17 protein-coding genes are annotated in these 20,680 nt (G+C 39.6%); 16 read left to right on the top strand and 1 reads right to left on the bottom strand.

The annotated features are described in order from the left end of the window. The first annotated feature begins 181 nt into the window (after nt 1-181). The 13 genes from QM408_RS02345 (at nt 182) to QM408_RS02285 (ending at nt 14,375) form a co-directional block, all read left to right on the top strand. The gene (locus tag QM408_RS02345) at nt 182-6,871 is read left to right on the top strand and encodes a mucin-binding protein (protein WP_414373437.1); all 6,690 of its coding nucleotides are present in this window, start codon (nt 182-184) and stop codon (nt 6,869-6,871) included. A 163-nt stretch (nt 6,872-7,034) separates the two neighbouring features. Continuing rightward, nucleotides 7,035-7,325, top strand: coding sequence for a 30S ribosomal protein S6 (gene rpsF, locus QM408_RS02340; RefSeq protein ID WP_001151780.1), 291 nt, complete (start codon nt 7,035-7,037; stop codon nt 7,323-7,325). Nucleotides 7,326-7,336: 11 nt separating this feature from the next. Then, on the top strand, nt 7,337-7,807 hold the full coding sequence (gene ssbA, locus QM408_RS02335; RefSeq protein WP_000609602.1) for a single-stranded DNA-binding protein SsbA: 471 nt from the start codon (nt 7,337-7,339) through the stop codon (nt 7,805-7,807). A 31-nt stretch (nt 7,808-7,838) separates the two neighbouring features. Continuing rightward, nucleotides 7,839-8,078: a 30S ribosomal protein S18 gene (gene rpsR / locus QM408_RS02330; RefSeq protein ID WP_000068664.1), complete on the top strand. Its 240-nt coding sequence runs from the start codon at nt 7,839-7,841 to the stop codon at nt 8,076-8,078. A 221-nt stretch (nt 8,079-8,299) separates the two neighbouring features. Then, nucleotides 8,300-8,803 carry a GNAT family N-acetyltransferase gene (locus QM408_RS02325; protein ID WP_004257108.1) on the top strand — a complete coding sequence of 168 codons (504 nt, stop codon included), beginning with the start codon at nt 8,300-8,302 and terminating at the stop codon, nt 8,801-8,803. 79 nt (nt 8,804-8,882) lie between these two features. Further along, complete coding sequence (locus QM408_RS02320; RefSeq protein WP_023947844.1) at nt 8,883-10,283, top strand: bifunctional Cof-type HAD-IIB family hydrolase/peptidylprolyl isomerase; 1,401 nt, start codon at nt 8,883-8,885, stop codon at nt 10,281-10,283. Nucleotide 10,284: 1 nt separating this feature from the next. Further along, entirely contained in the window at nt 10,285-10,647 is a 363-nt protein-coding gene (locus tag QM408_RS02315) for a S1 RNA-binding domain-containing protein (protein WP_261057287.1), read from the top strand. A gap of 52 nt (nt 10,648-10,699) precedes the next feature. Continuing rightward, nucleotides 10,700-11,449: a tRNA1(Val) (adenine(37)-N6)-methyltransferase gene (locus QM408_RS02310; protein ID WP_033685376.1), complete on the top strand. Its 750-nt coding sequence runs from the start codon at nt 10,700-10,702 to the stop codon at nt 11,447-11,449. Further along, nucleotides 11,439-11,735: a GIY-YIG nuclease family protein gene (locus QM408_RS02305; RefSeq protein ID WP_414373432.1), complete on the top strand. Its 297-nt coding sequence runs from the start codon at nt 11,439-11,441 to the stop codon at nt 11,733-11,735. Before QM408_RS02310 ends, QM408_RS02305 begins: the two co-directional genes overlap by 11 nt. Nucleotides 11,736-11,914: 179 nt before the next feature. Then, nucleotides 11,915-12,850, top strand: coding sequence for a manganese-dependent inorganic pyrophosphatase (locus QM408_RS02300; RefSeq protein ID WP_229294704.1), 936 nt, complete (start codon nt 11,915-11,917; stop codon nt 12,848-12,850). Between the two features lie 86 nt (nt 12,851-12,936). Continuing rightward, the gene (locus QM408_RS02295; RefSeq protein WP_084946730.1) at nt 12,937-13,449 is read left to right on the top strand and encodes a YiiX/YebB-like N1pC/P60 family cysteine hydrolase; all 513 of its coding nucleotides are present in this window, start codon (nt 12,937-12,939) and stop codon (nt 13,447-13,449) included. After that, nucleotides 13,433-14,083, top strand: a complete 651-nt coding sequence (locus tag QM408_RS02290) for a DUF1803 domain-containing protein (RefSeq protein ID WP_261057271.1) — start codon at nt 13,433-13,435, stop codon at nt 14,081-14,083. The genes QM408_RS02295 and QM408_RS02290 overlap by 17 nt, the downstream gene beginning before the upstream one ends. 100 nt (nt 14,084-14,183) lie before the next feature. After that, the gene (locus tag QM408_RS02285) at nt 14,184-14,375 is read left to right on the top strand and encodes a CsbD family protein (RefSeq protein WP_000051182.1); all 192 of its coding nucleotides are present in this window, start codon (nt 14,184-14,186) and stop codon (nt 14,373-14,375) included. A gap of 48 nt (nt 14,376-14,423) precedes the next feature. On the opposite strand, the gene QM408_RS02280 is transcribed toward QM408_RS02285, so the two are convergent. Then, nucleotides 14,424-15,869, bottom strand: a complete 1,446-nt coding sequence (locus QM408_RS02280; RefSeq protein WP_414373429.1) for a UDP-N-acetylmuramoyl-L-alanyl-D-glutamate--L-lysine ligase — start codon at nt 15,867-15,869, stop codon at nt 14,424-14,426. A gap of 105 nt (nt 15,870-15,974) precedes the next feature. On the opposite strand from QM408_RS02280, the gene QM408_RS02275 reads away from it, so the two are divergent. The 3 genes from QM408_RS02275 to QM408_RS02265 all read left to right on the top strand — a co-directional run bounded on the left by QM408_RS02275 (nt 15,975) and on the right by QM408_RS02265 (nt 20,516). Then, the gene (locus QM408_RS02275; protein ID WP_084946742.1) at nt 15,975-17,597 is read left to right on the top strand and encodes a putative polysaccharide biosynthesis protein; all 1,623 of its coding nucleotides are present in this window, start codon (nt 15,975-15,977) and stop codon (nt 17,595-17,597) included. Nucleotides 17,598-17,799: 202 nt separating this feature from the next. Next, nucleotides 17,800-19,758, top strand: a complete 1,959-nt coding sequence (locus QM408_RS02270) for a peptide ABC transporter substrate-binding protein (protein WP_084946745.1) — start codon at nt 17,800-17,802, stop codon at nt 19,756-19,758. Between the two features lie 302 nt (nt 19,759-20,060). Then, a complete protein-coding gene (locus QM408_RS02265; RefSeq protein ID WP_004257129.1) occupies nt 20,061-20,516 on the top strand; it encodes a hypothetical protein in 456 nt (151 codons plus the stop codon). Nucleotides 20,517-20,680 lie beyond the last annotated feature (164 nt).

Below are 20,680 nucleotides of genomic sequence, written 5' to 3'. Positions count from 1 at the left end.
ATAATATTATTTTTTTGTACCTAGGACACAAAAATAATATAAATGAATCGAGTATAAACGAGACATATTTATGGACAAGTTAATTTTATTTATGATAAAATAGTAGAGTTGTTTTTATAAAAACCAACATATATTTATATGTAATCATAAAACTTTTAGATTGAGATAAGAAGGAGAAAACATGTATTCAAGAATGGAAAAATACCATGGTAGAAGAGCCCAGCGCTTTTCTATTCGTAAGTATAGCTTTGGCGCTGCTAGTGTCCTTTTGGGAACGGCACTTGTTTTAGGTGCTAATGGAGTACAAGCTGATGAGACTCTACCAGTAAATCCGGCTACTTCTGATCTTGCAGCTACAAATAAGAAGGATGCAGACTCTGCTCTAACAACACCTGTTGTTGAAGAACTTCCAGAATTAAAGATTGATGCTGTAAAAGCAGATGAAAAAGCTGAACCTAAAGAAGACGTTAAAACTGAAGCAACACCTGTAGTAGAAAAAGAAGTCTCTGATAAATCTGATAAAGAAGCAAGTAAAGAAAAATCGGATAAAGAACAAGCTGACAAAAAAGAAGCAACTAAAGAAAAAACTGACAAAGAAACATCAGAAAAAGTTGAAACAGAAAAAGCACAAGATGATGTTAAGACAGTTCTTACTCAATTGACTTCAGAAGCAGAAGTAATGGCAACAGTTGCTTCAAACTTCTCAGATAAGGAAGCTAAAGATGTTGAAGCTAAACAAAAATTATCAGCTGCAATTGCTGCAGTCAAGCTTGAAGCGGTAGCGGCAAAAGGTTTGCTCTATTCTAACGATTCTACGGAAGAACAACTAACATCCCAAGTAAATCGCATCTCATCTGCTATTGAAGCAGTCTACGCTGAAATGAAACGTGCAGGTCATGCAGGTAAAGTAGAAGCTGTGCTTGGAGCTACAGATGCTAAAGATCAAACCATTACAGGTAAAGGTGTTATTAGAAATGGTAATGCAATTGTAACAGTTAATAATGCCTATGTGACGATGAACGCAGATAATACTGCACCTAAAGCATGGGGGATTGATGTAGTATTTGATACATCTCAGGCTCAAAATGGTGATACTACTACAATTGAAATGAAAAACTTAACAGGGTTTGGGGATAGTTTTAAACCTGGTACAAAAATTACTGCAGCAGATGGAACTGTAATTGGTGAAGTTTCATCTAAAGAAACTACTAACTCTGTAGGAAGTAGAGGGGGAGAAAGTCCATTCTGGTCTCAACGTAAGAAAGATGGTAAGACTTATGAAGAGCGTCTAGCTGAACAACCAGCTATCCCGAATGAAGTTGGGACTACTACTTATACAATTAGATGGAATGATAAGGCAAAAAATTATGCTGTAACAACTTTTTATGCGGAAAACTTAACTGCGATTGATTATTATGCGCCTAATATTTCCAAAGATACAGAATATACAGCGGCAATTAGTGTAAATGGTCAACCGATTCTAGAACATAAATATACTCATAAAGCATCTAAGTCAGCGGCACAAAAACAAAATACTTCTGCTACTATTATGGGAGATAACATTTTAGGATATAAAGGAAGTGAACGCGTTAGAAAGAGTGATGCAGTAGTTATTAATACTGATAGTGATGTACGTTACGGAAAAGGTTCTAAATTTACGATTACATTACCAAATGATGATTTTACGTATTTTAAAGCAATTGATGGTTCAAAAAACACTGTCACAAATACTAATAAGGCTGATAGTATAAGTTACCGTCCTGCAGGTCGTTGGAATAATGTTCAAGCTAATGCAAACAACGTTTGGATTCTTAATGACGGTCGTGATACAAACTTTACATTAAAAGCAACAATTAAATCACCAACAGAGTTAGAGATAGAAGTAATAGATGGTGCGATTCAAGAAGATTCAATAGTTTCAATAGGCTTAGATAAACTTGGGGTTGAAAAAGCTATAACAAACCGTACATTCTCAGATGAGTACTCTAAATTCATATACGATGAAGCTGGACGTTTGAAAGATGGAAGTGTTGTCGGGGATACTGATAAAACTGCAGCTACTCTTACTGTATCAGGTGGAACACCTCTTAATGGAGGAGAAGAAAATGTAACTACCAAAGTTGCAAACGGTTGGAAAGTTGAAGTTGGAGCAGGAGGTAACAGTCAGTTTGAAACAGGTGCTGTTACTATTACTTTAGTAAATATTGAAACAGGTGAAGAGTTTGCATATGAACCAACAAGTTACGATGGTTATGCTAAACCTAATGAAGATGGTAGCTATGAAACTAAGAACATTTTAGGTAAAAAATATGATGTTTCAAACCAAGTTCCTGATTTAACTAAAACTATCAAAGGTGTTGAGTATATTCGTGTTGATGTTCCGTCAAAAGGAACAACAGGAACTGTTAATATTGGTCCAAAACGTGCTAGCGCTATCTATAGTTCAGAGGAACTTCAAGCGAATGGAGTAAACCCTAATGCTTTTGTAAATAATGTTGTTTACTACTATGTTAAGAAAACAAAAGTAGAAGAAGTAAACCGTACGATTAAGTATGTTTACGCAGACGATGTTAAGGATCTTGCAGGACAAGAAGTATTTGAACCAACAAAACAAACTGTAAGCTATACAGGTACTATCCAAGTAAATGATAAAAATGAAGCGCAGGTAGATGCCAATAGAAAACCTATCTATATTAATTGGGTTGGAAACGGTGATACAAACCTTCCAGAAGTAACAGTACCTCAAAAAGAAGGTTACATCGCAAGTGTAGAAAAAGTTCCGGTACAGCCAACAACTGCAACAGATGAAGATTACGAATATGTAGTAACTTACTCACCAATCCAAAAAGCTAAAACAACATTTGTCTACCAAGACAAAGATGGTAATGTTAAGCAAGTGGAAGGTAACACGCCAATCTCTGAAACAGGTAAAGGTGGAGACAAACTTACAAAAGCAGATGAAATCGCTGCGAGAATCAAAGAAGCTCAAAACAAAGGATATGAAGTAGTTTCTAATACATATCCAACAGATGGCGTCTTTGATAAAGATGTCGACACTGACCAAGAGTTCACAGTAACACTTAAAGAACGTGTTGTACCAGTTACACCAGATCAACCAAAAACACCAGGGACACCTGTTGATCCAAACAATCCAGACGGACCTAAATACCCAGCTGGCTTGGAAGAAAAAGATCTAAACAAAACAGTAACACGTACAATCACATACGTATACGAAGATGGCACTCCAGTATTAAGCGAAGATGGCACTCCAAAAACAGTAGCACAAGAAGCAAAATTCACACGTGAAGCAAAAGTAAACTTAGTTTCAGGTGAAGTGACTTACGGAGATTGGTCAGAAGCAAAAGACTTATCTGAAGTTAAATCACCAGTAGTTAAGGGATTTGTAGCTGACAAAGCAAGTGTTGCAGTGGTAAATGTAACAGGTGATTCCGAAGATATTAAGGAAGTAGTAACCTACAAACCACTTGGTTCATGGGTACCAAACATTCCAGGTCAACCAACAGACCCAATCAAGTATCCAAATGATCCAGCAGATCCAACAAAACCAGGTCAACCAACAGAAACATTACCATACGTCCCAGGCTTCACACCGAAGGATAAAGATGGTAATCCGTTGAAACCAGTGGATCCAAACGATCCAACTAAAGGATATGAAGTACCAAGTCTTCCAACAGATCCAAGTCAAGATACACCAATCAACTACGTAAAAGATACGCAAAAAGCGAAAACGACTTTCGTAGATGAAAAAGGAAATCCAATTCCAGGTGTTGATGCTCTTACTGAAGAAGGTGATTCAGACACACCACTTACAAAAGAAGCTGAAGTAAAAGCGAAAATCAAAGAACTTGAAAACAAAGGTTATGAATTAGTTTCTAATACATACCCAGAAGGCGGTAAGTTCGATAAAGATAAAGACACTGATCAAGAGTTCAAAGTAACACTTAAAGCTAAAGAAGTTACAGTTACACCAGATCAACCAAAAACTCCAGGAACTCCAGTGGATCCAAACAACCCAGACGGACCTAAATATCCAGCTGGCTTGGAAGAAAAAGATCTAAACAAAACTGTTACACGTACAATCACATACGTATACGAAGATGGAACTCCAGTATTAAACGAAGACGGTACTCCAAAAGTTGTTACCCAAGAGGCTAAATTCACTCGTGAAGCTAAGGTCAACTTGGTAACAGGTGAGGTGACTTACGGAGATTGGTCAAAAGCAAAAGACTTATCTGAAGTAACATCACCAGTGGTTAAGGGATTTGTAGCTGACAAAGCAAGTGTTGCGATGGTAAATGTAACCGGTGATTCAGAAGATATCAAGGAAGTAGTAACCTACAAACCACTAGGTTCATGGGTACCAAATATCCCAGGTCAACCTACAAATCCAATCAAATATCCAAATGATAAAGATAATCCAACAACACCAGGAACTGATAAACCAAAAGTACCATACGTTGAAGGATTCACACCTAAGGATAAAGATGGAAATCCACTTAAACCAGTAAATCCAAACGATCCAAAAGAAGGATATGAAGTACCAAGTATCCCAACAGATCCAAGTCAAGATACACCAATCAACTACGTAAAAGATACGCAAAAAGCAAAAACAACTTTCGTAGATGAAAAAGGAAATCCAATTCCAGGTGTTGACGCTATTACTGAAGAAGGTGATTCAGACACACCACTTACAAAAGAGGCTGAAGTAAAAGCTAAAATCAAAGAACTTGAAAACAAAGGATATGAATTAGTTTCTAATACATATCCAGAAGGCGGTAAGTTCGATAAAGATAAAGACACTGATCAAGAGTTCAAAGTAACGCTTAAGGAACGTGTTGTACCAGTTATACCAGATCAACCAAAAACTCCAGGAACTCCAGTAGATCCAAACAACCCAGACGGACCTAAATATCCAGCTGGCTTGGAAGAAAAAGATCTAAACAAAACTGTTACACGTACAATTACATACGTATACGAAGATGGCACTCCAGTATTAAACGAAGACGGCACTCCAAAAGTTGTTACCCAAGAGGCTAAATTCACTCGTGAAGCTAAGGTCAACTTGGTAACAGGTGAGGTGACTTACGGAGATTGGTCAAAAGCAAAAGACTTATCTGAAGTAACATCACCAGTGGTTAAGGGATTTGTAGCTGATAAAGCAACTGTAGCAACTACAAAAGTAACTGCAAACTCAGAAGATACTAAAGAAGTAGTAACCTACAAACCACTTGGTTCGTGGATTCCAAACATTCCAGGTCAACCAACAAACCCAATCAAGTATCCAAATGATTCAACAGATCCAACAAAACCGGGTCAACCAACAGAAACATTACCATACGTTCCAGGATTCACTCCAGAAGATAAAGATGGCAACCCACTTAAACCAGTAGATCCACAAGATCCAACTAAAGGATATGTAGTACCAAACATCCCAACAGATCCAAGTCAAGATACAGTAATTAACTATGAAGCTAACAAAGCTAAACTAGTAGTGAAGTATGTAGATGAAAATGGCAAAGACCTAATCCCTTCAGAAACAACAGAAGGAAAAGTGGGAGATGAGTACACAACAACTGGAAAAGTGATTCCAGGACACCTACTTGTTCGTGTAGATGGAGATGCTAAAGGTAAGATTGGAACAGAAGGTTCGACAGTAACATACGTGTACAAACCAATCGGATCATGGATTCCAAACATCCCAGGTCAACCAACAAACCCAATCAAGTATCCAAATGATCCACAAGATCCAACAAAACCAGGACAACCAACAGAAGTGTTACCATACGTTCCAGGATTCACTCCAGAAGATAAAGATGGCAATCCACTTAAACCAGTAGATCCAACAGATCCATCAAAAGGATATGTAGTACCAAACATCCCAACAGATCCAAGTCAAGATACAGTAATTAACTACGTAGCCAACAAAGCAAAATTAGTAGTTAAATACGTAGATGAAAATGGAAAAGACTTAATCCCTGCAGAAACAACAGAAGGAAAAGTGGGAGATGAGTACACAACAACTGGAAAAGTGATTCCAGGATACCTACTTGTTCGTGTAGATGGAGATGCTAAAGGTAAGATTGGAACAGAAGGTTCGACAGTAACATACGTGTACAAACCAATCGGATCATGGATTCCAAATATCCCAGGTCAACCAACAAATCCAATCAAGTATCCAAATGATCCACAAGATCCAACCAAACCAGGAAGTGATAAACCAGTTCTTCCATACGTACCAGGTCATACACCTGTAGATGGAAATGGTCAACCACTTAAACCAGTAGATCCAAACGATCCAACAAAAGGATACATCACTCCAGATGTCCCAACAAATCCAGGTGAGGATACACCAATTAATTACATTCCAAATGTAACTCCAAATGGGGATCAGAACGGTTATACTCCGCAACCTGAACAAGTTGTGACTTACTATGTAGACGAAAATGGTAAAGATATCGCACCAAGTGAAAAAGGAGCACAAGCTCCAAAAGGAATTTCAGGTTACGAATACGTAACAACTACGAAAGACCCTAATGGAAATCTTGTACATCATTACAAGAAAGTGGCAACACCACAACCTGTTCCATCAACACCAGAGACTCCTGAACAACCAGTAGCTCCAGTGCAACCGGAACAACCAACAACTCCAACCCAACCTGCTGTTCCAACACCAGCTGAAACATCAGTACCAACTGATTCAGCTACTCAACCAGCAACACCTAAATATGTTGAAGGTCAAAAAGAATTGCCTAACACAGGTACAGAAGCTAACGCTAGTCTTGCAGCGCTTGGACTTCTTGGAGCCCTAGGTGGATTTGGACTTCTTGCTCGCAAGAAAAAAGAAGACTAAAAACTCATAGTTTTTGAGAAGATGATTCGTCATCTTCTTTTTTTATTTCGGTGTTTTTACTTGCGTAAAAAATTTTTTTCTAGTATAATAATTTATTGTGAGCGAACCTCACTTACCCCTTGCAAAGTCTTGGGGTCATTAGACCAAAAGGAGGAACATATCAATGGCTAAATACGAAATTCTTTATATCATTCGTCCAAACATTGAAGAAGAAGCTAAAAACGCTTTGGTAGCACGTTTTGACTCTATTTTGACTGACAACGGTGCAACTGTTGTTGAATCAAAATCTTGGGAAAAACGCCGTCTTGCATACGAAATCAAAGATTTCCGTGAAGGACTTTACCACATCGTTAACGTTGAAGCAAACGACGACGTAGCTCTTAAAGAGTTTGACCGTCTTTCAAAAATCAACGCTGACATTCTTCGTCACATGATCGTCAAAACTGACGCTTAAGAAGGTAAACTATGATTAACAATGTTGTACTTGTAGGGCGTATGACACGTGACGCTGAGTTGCGTTATACCCCATCAAATGTAGCAGTTGCGACTTTTACTCTTGCAGTAAACCGTACATTTAAGAGTCAAAATGGCGAACGTGAGGCTGATTTTATCAATGTCGTTATGTGGCGCCAACAGGCTGAAAACCTTGCTAATTGGGCTAAAAAAGGCTCACTTATCGGGGTGACAGGTCGTATCCAGACTCGTAGTTACGATAACCAGCAAGGACAACGTGTCTACGTGACAGAGGTCGTGGCTGAGAATTTCCAAATGTTGGAAAGCCGTAGTGTGCGTGAGGGTCATACAGGTGGAGCTTACTCTGCACCAAGTTCAAACTATTCAGCACCTACAAATTCAGTACCAGACTTTTCACGTGATGAAAATCCATTTGGAGCAACAAATCCATTGGATATTTCAGATGATGATTTACCATTCTAATGGACAACTAAAATTATAAAGGAGAAAAAACATGGCTCAACAACGTCGTGGCGGATTCAAACGCCGTAAAAAAGTTGATTACATCGCAGCAAACAAAATTGAATATGTTGATTACAAAGATACTGAGCTTCTTAGCCGTTTCGTTTCAGAACGTGGGAAAATCCTTCCTCGTCGTGTAACAGGAACTTCAGCTAAAAACCAACGTAAAGTAACAACAGCTATCAAACGCGCTCGCGTAATGGCTTTGATGCCTTTCGTAAACGAAGATTAAAAAAAGGGGTCCAGTGGACCTCTTTTTCATGAGCTTGAAAACAAGAAAGCGAATTAAGACCCCGACGGGGCTTTTTTCACGAGCTTTGAAATGAGAGAGCGAGTTGGGGTCCAGTGGACCTCTTTTTCAGACCCGATTGGGTCTTTTTTCACGAGATAGTTTTTTTCTGACCTTGGCGTGCTATAATGGTAATAGAAAGAGTAAAGGTGGGTAAGTCAAAGATGAATTGTACGATTAGAAATATGATTAAGTCTGATATTGAATCCTTATCTCATGGATTTATGAATCAAGGTTGGCCTGGTAGAGAGGAAATTTTGGCTAGATATTTTCTGGAACAGGAAAGTGGGGAGAGAGAAGTTTTAGTTGCAGAGATTGATGGTGCTGTAGCGGGCTACATTACCATTTTGCCCTCTGCTAAACATGGTCCTTTTGCAGAAGTCTATCCAGAATTATCAGATTTTAATGTGTTTGAGCATTTTCGAAATCAAGGGATTGGGAATCAACTGCTAGAAAAAGCAGAAAAACGAGTCAAGTTTGTTTCGAGTAAGGTCACTCTTGGTGTAGGTTTGCACTTAGGCTATGGCCCTGCCCAGAGATTGTATATCAGACGGAGCTACATTCCAGATGGTACAGGTGTCTGGTATAGAAATAAACCGCTAGAAATGGGTGCAAGTTGTCAAAACGATGATGATTTAGTTTTATACTTATCCAAGGATTTACAATAAAACTGGAAATTTTTTGAAAATAGGGGATTTAGCTACTTTATGGTATAATGGAAAGAGTTAGATTGAAAGAGGTAGTGAGATGGATGCCAAATTAAGATACAAGGCAAAGAAGATCAAGATTGTCTTTTTTGATATTGATGATACATTGCGGAATTCAAAGACAGGTTTTATTCCAGCTTCAATCCCAACTGTTTTTAAGCAATTACGTGAGAAAGGAATTTTGACAGGTATTGCTTCTGGACGAGGGATTTTTGGTGTCGTTCCAGAGATTCGTGAGCTCAAGCCTGACTTTTTTGTAACTTTGAATGGGGCTTATATCGAAGATAAAAAAGGTCAGGTCATTTATCAGCATCAGATTGAGAAGTCAGATGTTGAGGAGTATATCTCTTGGGCCAAGCAAGAGGGAATTGAGTATGGTTTGGTTGGGAGTCATGATGCCAAGTTGTCGACTCGTACCGATATGATTAGTGAAGCTATCAATCCAATTTATCCCGATTTAGATGTAGATCCTGATTTCCATGAAAAAGAAAATATCTATCAGATGTGGACTTTTGAAGATAAAGGAGATGACTTGCACTTGCCTGATAGTCTCTCAGACAAACTTCGCATGGTTCGTTGGCATCAACATTCGTCTGATATTGTGCCGATTTCAGGCTCCAAAGCGACGGGGGTGGAAAAGGTTGTGGAACACCTTGGCTTGAAACCAGAGAACGTCATGGTTTTTGGAGATGGCCTCAACGACTTGGAACTCTTTGATTATGCTGGAATCAGTGTTGCAATGGGAATTTCTCATGATAACATCAAAGAAAAAGCAGATTATATTACAAAAACATTAGAAGAAGATGGCATTTTTGATGCCTTAGAAGGATTTGGTATGGTAGAAAAAGAATTGCATTTCCCACAAGTAGACATTGAAACAGTAGAAGGTCCTATCGCGACCATTAAGACCAATCACGGAGACTTGCGTATTAAGCTCTTCCCTGAACATGCTCCTAAAACAGTGGCTAACTTTGTTGCACTTTCAAAAGATGGCTACTATGATGGTGTCATTTTCCACCGTATTATCAAGGACTTTATGATTCAAGGTGGAGACCCAACTGGAACTGGTATGGGTGGCGAGTCAATCTACGGCGAATCATTTGAGGATGAATTCTCAGAAGAACTTTACAATATCCGTGGTGCCCTTTCTATGGCCAATGCTGGTCCAAATACCAACGGTAGCCAGTTCTTTATTGTGCAAAATCAACACCTGCCTTATTCTAAGAAAGAAATTGCTCGTGGTGGTTGGCCAGAACCGATTGCGGAAATCTATGCCAACCAAGGTGGAACTCCTCACTTAGACCGCCGTCATACTGTTTTTGGTCAGCTAGCTGATGAAGCTTCTTACGCTGTCTTGGATGCCATTGCTGCTGTTGAGACAGGGGCCATGGACAAGCCAGTTGAAGATGTCGTGATTGAAACAATTGAAATCGAGGACTAAAATGAAAATCGGTGATAAACTAAAGGGCCGTATTACAGGGATTCAGCCCTACGGTGCCTTTGTTGAGCTAGAGACGGGTGATACGGGGCTGATTCACATTTCAGAGATTCGGACAGGCTTTATTGAAAATATCCAAGAAGCCTTGAAAGTCGATGAAGAGGTTCAAGTTCAAGTAGTGGATTTAGATGAATTTACAGGGAAAGCTAGTCTTTCTATCCGCACTTTGGAGGAAGAAAAGCACCAGTTTCCGAGACGGAGACGCTTTTCAAGAGACCGTTTTAACTATGGCTTTGCGCCTCTCAAACGAATGATGCCAATTTGGACCAAGGAAGCCCTTCAACATTTGAAGAATCAGAAGCACTAGTTAGAAATCTATATCCTTTGTAATGTTAATATGAATTTGCTATAATAGAACCATGGAAGAAGAACAATTATTAAAATCGGGGGAGCGCATTAACCAGCTCTTTTCGACAGATATTAAAATCATTCAAAATAGAGAGGTTTTTAGCTATTCGGTGGATAGTGTTCTCTTGTCACGTTTTCCACGTTTTCCTAAGAAGGGCTTGATAGTGGATTTCTGCGCTGGAAATGGCGCAGTTGGGCTATTTGCTAGCACTCGTACTCAGGCACAGATTTTGGCTGTTGAGATTCAGGAGCGTTTAGCAGATATGGCTGAACGCTCTGTCCGTTTGAATGGTTTGGAAGAGCAGATGGAGGTCATCTGTGATGATTTGAAAAATATGCCTGCTTACATCCAGGGAAGTAAGGTGGATATGATTTTGTGTAATCCACCCTATTTCAAGGTGGATCCTCATTCAAACTTGAACGAGAGCGAACATTATCTCTTGGCGCGACATGAAATCACGACCAATTTGCAGGAAATCTGTCGTAGTGCCCAAAGTATTCTCAAATCCAATGGACGCTTGGCCATGGTTCATCGTCCTGATCGACTTTTAGATATCTTGGATACGTTACAACGGCATAATCTAGCTCCCAAGCGCCTGCAGTTTGTTTATCCAAAAAGAGAAAAGGAAGCTAATATGCTTTTGATTGAGGCTATCAAGGATGGTTCAACAAGCGGCTTTAAGGTCTTACCACCTCTCATTGTTCACAATGATGATGGCTCTTATACGCCTGAACTTGAAGAGATTTATTATGGATCATAAGGCTTATATGTACGTGCTGGAGTGTCGTGACGGATCCTACTATACAGGCTATACGACTGATGTGAGAAGACGCCTCGCTGTCCACAATAGTGGGAAGGGGGCCAAATACACACGAGTACGCTTGCCAGTCAAACTCATCTATGCTCAAGGTTTTTCCAGTAAGGAAGAAGCCATGTCGGCAGAAGCCCTTCTCAAGCGTAAGAAGAGGCCACAGAAGGAAAGATTTTTATCTGAAAATCAAGATAGAAATTTACTCATACTCAATGAAAATCAAGGAGCAAACTAGGAAGCTAGCCGTAGACAGTACTTGAGTACGGCAAGGCGAAGCTGACGTGGTTTGAATTTGATTTTCGAAGAGTATCAGTTATTTTGAAGAATCGTGAGGAGCCCTTTGACTCCTCTTACTTTTGTCAAAAAGCGAAAAAAATGCTACAATAAAGAGAATAAACAAAATGAGGTATTATCATGTCTAAGATTCTAGTATTTGGTCACCAAAATCCAGACTCAGATGCCATCGGGTCATCTGTAGCCTTTGCCTACCTTGCAAAAGAAGCTTACGGTTTGGATACGGAAGCTGTTGCCCTTGGAACTCCGAATGAAGAAACAGCCTTTGTCTTGAACTATTTTGGTGTGGAAGCACCGCGTGTTATCACTTCTGCTAAAGTAGAAGGCGCAGAGCAAGTTATCCTGACTGACCACAATGAATTCCAACAATCTGTATCAGATATCGCTGAAGTAGAAGTTTATGGTGTTGTAGACCACCACCGTGTGGCTAACTTTGAAACTGCAAGCCCACTCTACATGCGTTTGGAGCCAGTGGGTTCAGCGTCTTCAATCGTTTACCGTATGTTCAAAGAACATGGTGTGGCTGTGCCTAAAGAGATTGCTGGTTTGATGCTTTCAGGTTTGATTTCAGATACCCTTCTTTTGAAATCACCAACAACACACCCAACAGATACAGTTATTGCTCCTGAATTGGCTGAATTAGCTGGTGTAAACTTGGAAGAGTATGGTTTGGCTATGTTGAAAGCTGGTACAAACTTGGCTAGCAAATCTGCTGACGAATTGATTGACATCGATGCTAAGACTTTTGAACTCAACGGAAATAATGTCCGTGTTGCTCAAGTAAACACAGTTGATATCGCTGAAGTTTTGGAACGCCAAGCAGAAATTGAAGCTGCAATGCAAGCTGCTAATGCAGCAAACGGCTACTCTGACTTTGTCTTGATGATTACAGATATCGTCAACTCAAACTCAGAAATCTTGGCTCTTGGTGCCAATACGGGCAAGGTCGAAGCGGCTTTCAACTTCAAACTTGAAAATAACCATGCTTTCCTTGCTGGTGCTGTTTCACGTAAGAAACAAGTGGTACCTCAATTGACTGAAAGCTTCAATGCTTAAGATTTTGAGTGTTAATTCAAATTAGGAAAGGCTAGTGTGCCTTATATCGAAAGGAGTTTCGGCTCCTTTTTTTCTAGGAGTGAAGCATGTTAGAAAATGGCGATTTGATTTTTGTGAGAGATGAGTCAGATATGGGACAGGCCATCCAGACTTCCACAGGCAACTATAACCATGTTGCCATTTATTTGGATGGGATGATTTACCACGCTAGTGGACAGGCTGGTGTTGTCTGTCAAGAACCTGCAGACTTCTTTGAGCCCAATCACTTGTACGACCTCTATGTCTACCCAGAAATGGATATCCAGTCTGTGAAGGAAAAAGCTTGCAAACATCTGGGAGCTCCTTATAATGCTTCTTTCTATCCAGATGGCGCTAGTTTTTACTGTTCCCAGTACATGGCAGAAATTCTCCCCATTTTTGAAACTATTCCCATGAAATTTGGAGATGGGGAGCAGGAGATTAGTGATTTTTGGAGGGAGTATTACAGAGAACTAGGTCTGCCTGTTCCTTTGAACCAGCCGGGGACCAATCCCAGTCAGTTGGCAGCATCGCCTCTGTTAGAATGTAAAGAAAGGAATCTTCATGATTCAGATTTTTAATCCATCTCGTTTGACGAGACAGCCATTTTTTGGAGAATTGATCCGCTATCTGGACCAGCATGAGGATGTGATTTTACGGGAAATCAAGGCTCAATTTCCAGATGTTGCAGTTGATAAACTCATGGAAGAGTATATAAAGGCAGGTTTGATTCTACGAGAAAATAAGCGTTATTACCTTAATCTTCCTATGCTTGAATCACTCGATAGTCTCGAACTGGATCAAGAGATTTTTGTCAGCGAAGATAGTCCGGCCTATCAAGCCTTGTTAGAGCAGAGTTTTGAGACGGAATTACGAAATCAAACCAATGCAGCTATTTTAGTTGAAAAGACGGACTTTGCGAGATCAAAAATGACCCTGTCCAATTATTTCTACAAGGTCAAACATCAGTATCCTTTGACAGAAAAACAGCAGGAACTCTATGACATTTTGGGAGATGTTAATCCTGAGTATGCTCTCAAATATATGACGACTTTTTTGTTGAAATTTCTCAAAAAAGACCAGCTTATGCAGAAACGCCGTGATATCTTTGTGGACAGTTTAGTTGTCCTAGGTTATATTGTCCAAAATGAAGAGGGGAAGTATGAGTTGGCTATCGATTTGGATAAGGAAAGATTAACTTTCTACTTGGCCTGATTTCTTTTTTCTGAGCACATTGTTTGACTTTCTTTAGGATTAAGTATAAACTATATGTAACCGGTAACACATATCGGAATAAACTAAAGGAGACAATCATATGTCACTTGAAAACAAATTGGAACAAGCAACAGGCGCTATCAAAGAAGGATTTGGTAAAGTTACTGGAGATGGCAAGACTGAAGCAGAAGGCGCTGTAGAAAAGACAGTTGCTAAGGCAAAAGAAGTAGTTGAAGATGCTAAAGGTGCTGTAGAAGGTGCCGTTGAAGGTTTGAAAAACGCTTTTAAATAAAAATAGAAAAAATCAAGGGTTTCGTTTCCCTTGATTTTTTTACGATCCTTATAAATAATTTTCTGCTACGGCTGCATCTCCTGGATAAGCTTCTTTCTTGCCTTGGACGATTTGGTAGCAATCGGCTCCCTTACCAGCAATTATAACTGCATCTAATTCGTGATTTGTGATAGCCATCGCTGCCTTGATGGCTTCTTGGCGATCCGCAATTTTTTCAACAGGATGATTGATGTAGCTACTAATTTCATCTGCAATGGCCATTGGGTCCTCATAGTTGGGGTCATCAGCAGTCAGAAAGACTTGAATCTCAGGATGTTGATTGAGGAGGAGGCCAAAGTCCTTCCGACGACTTTCTCCCTTATTTCCTGTCGAACCCAGAACCAGAGCAATCTTTCCTGTTTGATGAGTTTCAACCACATTGATGAGTTTTTTCAGACTATCACCATTGTGGGCATAGTCGATGAAGACCTTGGCTCCATTTTTCTGGGTGAGGACTTCCATACGACCAGGAACACGGGTTGCAGCGATTCCTTTTTTGATGTCCTCAAGACTAGCTCCGAGACGGAGGCAAGCAAGTCCAGCAGCAACTGCATTTTCTTGGTTGAAGTGGCCAATGAGTTGAATATCATAATCACCAGCGAGTTTACCACTAGCTGAAAAACTAAAGGCTTTGGAATTCTCGATTTGGTTATCAGATTGGCTACCGTAGAAATCATGGTCTTGATCTTCGACTTGTTCTTTTAAGACAGAAAAGTGGTCCATGTCACTGTTAATGATAACTGCTCGGCTATTTTCCATTAAGAGACGCTTATGGTAGAAGTAGTCTTCAAAGCTAGGGTGTTCAATCGGGCCGATATGGTCGGGACTGATATTGAGGAAAACTCCCACATCAAAGGTTAGACCATAGACACGTTTGACCAGATAGGCCTGACTGGATACTTCCATGATGAGGTGGGTACGGTCATTTTGCACAGCCTGATTCATCATATCAAAGAGGTCAATACTCTCAGGGGTTGTCAATGCAGACTTAAAGAAAGTCTTGCCATCTAGAGTTGTATTCATGGTCGAGAGCATAGCCGGTCGATGCCCTTGAGATAAGATGTTATAAGCGAAATAGGCTGCTGTTGTTTTACCTTTGGTTCCAGTGAAGGCGAGGAGTTTGAGTTTTTCCTGTGGATTACCATAAAATTCCATAGCTACCAAACTCATGGCTTTCTTGATATCACTGACGATGATAGCAGGAATACCAACCTCATAGTCTTTTTCAGTCACATACCAACCGAGGCCTTGAGAGATGGCAGAAATCAGGAATTCCTTCTTAAAGGTAGCACCCTTGACGAAAAAGAGGCTCTTCTCTTTGGCCTTGCGGCTGTCATAGCAGATGGTGTCAAATACGACATGGCTGTAGTTGTAGTGATAATGTCCTTGGTCGATAATCTCACGGAAGAGACCATCTTTCTTTAAAATATCTAATACGGTTTCAATCTTAATCATACTTTCTATTGTAAACCGAAAGTCGTAAATTTACAAGTGACAAGGAAAAGTTTATAATGGAAGATGAGGAATTTTTCCTAGTGATTAAAATTAAACGAGGAATCTATGTCTAACGAAAACAATCACCAGCAGGCCCAGATGTTACGGGGGACTGCTTGGCTAACGGCTAGTAACTTTATCAGTCGTCTACTCGGTGCCATTTATATCATCCCTTGGTATATCTGGATGGGGTCTTATGCGGCTACAGCAAATGGTCTCTTTACTATGGGCTACAATATCTATGCCTGGTTCTTGCTGATTTCAACAGCGGGTATTCCAGTTGCGGTTGCCAAGCAAGTGGCCAAGTACAATACCATGCGAGAAGAAGAGCATAGCTTTGCCCTGATTCGGAGCTTTTTGGGCTTTATGACAGGACTAGGTCTTGTTTTTGCACTAGTCTTGTATGTCTTTGCTCCTTGGCTAGCAGACTTATCTGGCGTGGGCAAAGACTTAATCCCAATCATGCAGAGCTTGGCTTGGGCGGTCTTGATTTTCCCATCTATGAGTGTGATTCGAGGTTTCTTCCAAGGGATGAATAACCTGAAACCTTATGCCATGAGCCAAATCGCTGAGCAGGTCATTCGTGTTATCTGGATGCTCTTAGCTACCTTTATCATTATGAAAATGGGCTCAGGAGATTATCTAGCAGCGGTTACCCAATCCACCTTTGCTGCCTTTGTCGGCATGGTAGCTAGTTTTGTAGTTTTGATCTATTTCCTTGCCAAAGAAGGATTACTTAAAAGAGTCCTTGAAACAGGAGATAAGATAAACAGCAAGCGTCTTTTGATCGACACCATTAAGGAAGCCATTCCTTTTATCCTGACAGGGTCTGCTATCCAGCTTTTCCAGATTTTGGACCAGATGACCTTTATCAATAGTATGAGTTGGTTTACCAACTATAGTAATGAAGACTTGGTTGTCATGTTTTCTTATTTCTCTGCCAATCCTAATAAAATCACTATGATTTTGATTTCTGTTGGGGTTTCGATTGGGAGTGTAGGTTTGCCACTTTTGACTGAAAACTATGTCAAGGGAGACTTGAAGGCGGCTTCTCGTCTCGTTCAGGACAGCATTACCATGCTTTTCCTATTCTTGCTACCAGCAACGGTTGGAGTGGTCATGGTAGGAGAACCTCTTTATACAGTCTTTTATGGCAAGCCAGATAGTTTGGCTATGGGCTTGTTTGTCTTTGCAGTTTTACAGTCTACTATTTTAGGATTGTACATGGTTTTGTCTCCAATGCTTCAAGCCATGTTCCGCAACCGCAAGGCCGTTCTCTATTTTATCTATGGTTCCATTGCCAAGCTGGTCTTACAACTGCCAACCATTGCTCTCTTTCACAGTTATGGACCTTTGATTTCCACAACCATCGGCCTCATTATTCCTAATGTTTTGATGTATCGGGACATTTGCAAGGTAACTGGTGTTAAGCGCAAGGTGATTTTGAAGCGAACCATTTTAATCAGTTTGTTAACTCTTTTCATGTTTCTAGTAGTTGGGACATTGCAGTGGATTTTAGGATTTGTCTTCCAACCAAGTGGACGTTTGTGGAGTTTTCTATATGTAGCCCTTGTCGGTGCCATGGGTGGAGGAGTTTATGGAATCATGAGTCTCCGTACCCGTTTGTTGGATAAGGTGATTGGAAAAGCCCAAGCAGATCGCTTACGAATCAAATTAAAGTTAACTTAAAAATATTTATAAATAAAAGGAATAATTTGAACATTTCTATCATGAAATGCTTGAATTATTCTCTTTTTATTATTTTGTAGAATAATTTCTATAGTTTGTAGATAGAAATTTTATTTTTCTTAAATTTTACTTAAAAAGCTATTGACTAAATAAAACTCAAGTTGTATAATAAAACAAATATTTAAATCAGGAGGTTCTGGAGATGAAAAAGTCTAAGGCCAAGTATGCAACACTTGCAGGTGTCGTGCTAAGTGCAGGTATTTTGTTAAGTGCGTGTGGAAATTCTAGCACAGCGTCAAAAACATATAACTATGTTTACGTAAGTGACCCATCAAGTTTGAACTATCTAGCAGAAAACCGTGCAACAACCAGTGATATCGTGGTTAATTTGGTAGATGGGCTCATGGAAAATGACCAGTATGGGAACTATATCCCATCCTTGGCAGAGGATTGGAGTGTTTCTCAAGACGGTTTGACCTATACCTACAAACTGCGTAAAGATGCTAAATGGTACACTGCAGATGGGGAAGAATATGCTCCTGTAACTGCCCAAGATTTTGTAACTGGTTTGAAATATGCAGCTGATAAAAAATCAGAAGCCTTGTACTTAGTGCAAGAATCCGTAGCAGGTTTGGATGACTACATTAACGGTAAAACAAGCGACTTTTCAACTGTCGGAGTCAAGGCTCTTGATGACCAAACCGTTCAATATACCTTGGCACGACCAGAACCTTACTGGAACTCAAAAACAACCTCAACCATTCTCTTCCCAGTCAACGCTGATTTCTTGAAATCAAAAGGAGATGATTTTGGGAAGGTAGACCCATCTAGCATTTTGTACAATGGACCTTTCTTGATGAAATCCTTTGTTTCAAAATCAGTTATCGAATTCAAGAAAAATCCTAATTACTGGGATGCTAAAAATGTCTTTGTAGATGATGTCAAATTGGCCTATTATGATGGTAGTGACCAAGATGCACTGGCTCGTAACTATGTAGAGGGAGCCTATAGCTACGCTCGTCTCTATCCAAATAGTTCAAGCTTTGAAGGAATCAAAGAGAAGAATAAAGACAATATCATCTATAGTCTGCAAGATGCTACTTCTTACTTCTTAAACTTCAACTTGGATAGAAAATCTTATAAATTCACTTCCAAGACAAGTGATGCTGAAAAGAAATCGACTCAAGAAGCGGTTCTGAGTAAAAACTTCCGTCAAGCCATTAACTTTGCCTATGACCGTACAGCTTACGGGGCCCAATCTCAAGGAGAAGATGGTGCAACTAAGATCTTGCGTAACTTGGTTGTTCCTCCAAACTTCGTAAGTATCAACGGAAAAGACTTTGGTGAAGTAGTAGCCTCTAAGATGGTGAATTATGGTAAAGAATGGCAAGGAATCAACTTTGCAGATGCCCAGGATCCATATTACAATGCTGAAAAAGCTAAAGCCAAATTTGCTGAAGCTAAGAAAGAACTCCAAGCCAAAGGAGTCCAATTCCCTATCCACTTGGACATGACAGTTGACCAAGCTGATAAAAAGGGTGTCCAAGAGGCAAATTCTATGAAGCAATCTATTGAAGCAGCCTTAGGTGCAGAGAACGTTGTAATTGATATTCAACAACTTTCTACTGAAGACTTTGATAATACAAGCTATTTGGCTCAGACTGCAGCTCAGAAGGATTACGATCTATACAACGGTGGTTGGAGTGCAGACTACCAAGACCCTTCAACCTATCTTGATGTATTTAATGTTCATTCTGGTGGTTTGATGCAAAATCTAGGTATAGAGCCGGGTGAAGCCAATGACAAGGCCAAGGCTGTTGGGCTGGATGTCTATACTCAAATGTTGGAAGAAGCTAATAAGGAACAAGATCTTGCAAAACGCTATGAAAAGTATGCTGAAATCCAAGCTTGGTTGGTAGATAGTGCTTTAGCAATTCCAAATGTTTCTAAAGGTGGAACACCAGTATTGAGAAAAACTGTTCCTTTCTCAGAACCATATTCATTAGCTGGTAATAAAGGTATCGAATCATATAAATACCTCAAAGTACAAGATAAAACAGTCACAAAAGATGAATATGAAAAAGCCAAAGAAAAATGGTTGAAAGAAAAAGAAGAATCTAATAAAAAAGCCCAAGAAGAATTGGCAAAACATGTCAAATAAGGATTTTTCAAGAAAAATGATGGTTTCGAAAGAAGCTGTCGTTTTTTAATAGAATGGTAGCGAAGTTGGAAGAAAAGTGCTTACATTTTTTAATTGCTTTATTAAATTTATGTTATAATGAATATAAGAAACTACGTTCGAAAATTTACCCAATGTTGATTGAAGTATGCACATGCTAGTGTAATGTTATAGGAGGGATGTCATCTACTGGAAAAGTAAGATAAAATGCAACAAATGATAGGTTCTTCTTTATGTGAAGAGTTCTTATCTGGCTATGTAGTAATCGTTATGGAGGTAACATCATGGGCGCTATTATGGAGTTTGCGACAGAAAAACAGATTGCATCATTTCTTTCAACTTGTCGCATTGAAGGGCAAAAGAATTTTCTGATGGCCTTCAAGAAAAAGACATGGCTGAAATCTTTTATTGATTTCTTCGTTATAGGAGGAAGTTACTATGTTCAGTCGAGTGTGAAGCCTAAGATTCTGGCATTCACACCTAAGGGGATCTATTTGATGGACATCAGTGATATAACTGAGAATCGTTTTAATCAAGTCCTTGAGATGCCTTGGAATCAAGTTAAAGATTTTACTTATAAGCCAGTCTTGAATGCAGTTAGGCTGAATTGGAACTATCAAAATGAAGCCTATATTTTTTCCGTGGATGTCGGTCAGATTAGTCAGCATGTGGGCCAGTATCAATTTAACAAAGAGCATTATGACTATTTAGCTCAACAGGATTTCTTTCGGTCCAAGTAAGCCCTAGCAAGGATTTTCACAAAAGAATCTGGAATATTTTCTGGATTCTTTTTAGCTTTACTCCATAAGTATATAGTTTGAAACTATAGCTAGCTCTTGAAAAGAAGAAAATGAGTTGATGAAAATAAGTGGTACAATAGTTACTATAGATTTGGAGGTATTGT

This window comes from Streptococcus mitis, assembly GCF_047464965.1.
GTDB classification, from domain to species: Bacteria; Bacillota; Bacilli; order Lactobacillales; family Streptococcaceae; genus Streptococcus; species Streptococcus mitis_DU.
Note: the sequence above shows the minus strand (reverse complement) of the source record. Positions and strands in the feature narration are given on the sequence as shown.